This is a genomic window from Bartonella sp. MU70NMGDW (genome assembly GCF_042194085.1).
GTDB lineage: Bacteria > Pseudomonadota > Alphaproteobacteria > Rhizobiales > Rhizobiaceae > Bartonella > Bartonella grahamii.
Genome location: NZ_JBHIMK010000238.1, coordinates 1 through 1799, shown reverse-complemented (window position 1 = coordinate 1799; position 1799 = coordinate 1). Strand labels below are relative to the sequence as shown.

General features: G+C 37.7%; 2 protein-coding genes. Both read left to right on the top strand.

The window, feature by feature from the left end:
• Window positions 1-128 precede the first annotated feature (128 nt).
• On the top strand, window positions 129-851 hold the full coding sequence (locus ACFIKE_RS10070) for a hypothetical protein (RefSeq protein WP_375649708.1): 723 nt from the start codon (window positions 129-131) through the stop codon (window positions 849-851).
• Window positions 852-922: 71 nt separating this feature from the next.
• Window positions 923-1750, top strand: coding sequence for a recombinase RecT (locus ACFIKE_RS10065; protein ID WP_375649706.1), 828 nt, complete (start codon window positions 923-925; stop codon window positions 1748-1750).
• Window positions 1751-1799 lie beyond the last annotated feature (49 nt).

Below are 1799 nucleotides of genomic sequence, written 5' to 3'. Positions count from 1 at the left end.
AAAACGCATTCCAATTGATCGGATTGTACAACCTGTAAAGACAAAACTCTAACACCCCAAAACCAGTCTTTTAACACAAGCGTGATTCACGCCACGGGTGAATTGTACGCAAATCAAGGAAATAAACCATGGAAAAAAAATACGAACTTACTGATGAAACAATTCAGTTTGATGGAAAAACTCTTCACCGTATTCGTGCTTTAAGGGATTTTGATGATGTCAAAAAAGGAGATCTTGGTGGTTTTATTGAAAAGGAATATAACTTAGGTCATAAAGGTAATTGCTGGGTGTATGATGATGCCAAGGTGTATGAAAGCGCTACCATTTTTCATAATGCTAAGATATTTGATGGCGCTTGTATTAGTGGAAATGCTTCAGTTTATTCTGATGCACAAGTTTACAGTCGTGCTGTTGTTTACGGTAATGCAGAGGTTTCTGGTAGTGCACATGTTTTTGGTGATGCTGTTGTTCGCGACAAATCTCATGTTTGCGGTGATGCAGAAGTTTACAATGACGCACGTATTTATGGTGACGCAACAGTTTTTGAGAATGCACGAATAAAGAATAGTGCCAAGGTTTACGACAATGCTCGTGTATATGGGAACGCAATAATTTGTGGTCCTGCTCTCATTTATAACAATGCTAAAGTTTATGGTGATGTCATTATATCATGCTCCAATTTCACGTATGAGGATGATGTTAATTATGGAAATGTTGAGATTTTTGGAGATGCAAAAGTTTATGATAGTGCTCGCATTTATGACGCAGTCAAGATTTTTAGAAATGCCGAAATTCGTGGATTAGCTAATATTCGCGGAAACACGAGAATTCCTCAAGACATAAAAATTTAACAACCAACCAGCCTTTTAACAGATGCGTGATTCACGCCACGGGTGAATTGCGCGCAATGTAGGAAATCAAGATGACAAATTCCACTTTTTTAAAAGAAATGGCAGGAAAATATGGATTTTCTGCTGAAGAATTTCAAGAAACAATCATAAAAACTTGTATTGGATATAAAAATGCTAGTGTCATCACTGATGCAGAATTTGCCGTTTTTCTTTTTGTTGCCAATACTTATGGACTTAACCCTTTAACAAAAGAAATCTATGCACTCCCTAAAAAAGGCGGCGGCATCATACCCGTTGTTTCTATCGACGGTTGGATAAAGATCATCAAATCAAATCCTGACTTTGATGGCATGACCTTTCAAGATCAACTCGATAAGGATAGGAAGCTCATTGCTATCAAATGTGCTATTCGTCTCAAAGGAATTAAAGACCCTATCGAAGTCATCGAATATCGCAAAGAATGCGAACAAGAAAAAAGTGAAGCATGGCAAAAATATCCAGCACGCATGTTGCGCCATAAAGCTACTATACAATGTGCTCGCTATGCTTTCGGGCTTTCCGGTATTTATGAAGAAGATGAAGCAAAACGTATCAATGAAGCAAACCATAACGTACAAACGAAGTTAGTTTCTTATGATGTGCTTACGCAAATCAAACAATTAATAAACATCACTCAAACAGAAGAAGAAAAAGTGCTTGAGTATGCACAAGTCGACAGACTTGAAGATCTTCCTGATGAAGTAGCACAAAGGATTTTGGATATTTTGCAAAAGAGACAGCATGAAAAAGAACAAGCTTTCCTACAACAAAAGCAAATAGAGGCGCCTATACAAGATGCCGAATATATTCACGTCCAAGATATAGAATATGTACCACAAGAACAAAGAACGGCGGTGTGATATGGAACAAAGAACAGCAGAATGGTTTCAAGCGCGCTTGGGTAAAGTC

Coding starts and splice junctions, on each gene's coding strand:
- ACFIKE_RS10070 (WP_375649708.1), top strand. CDS start 129: ATGGAAAAAAAATACGAACTTACTGATGAAACAATTCAGTTTGATGGA.
- ACFIKE_RS10065 (WP_375649706.1), top strand. CDS start 923: ATGACAAATTCCACTTTTTTAAAAGAAATGGCAGGAAAATATGGATTT.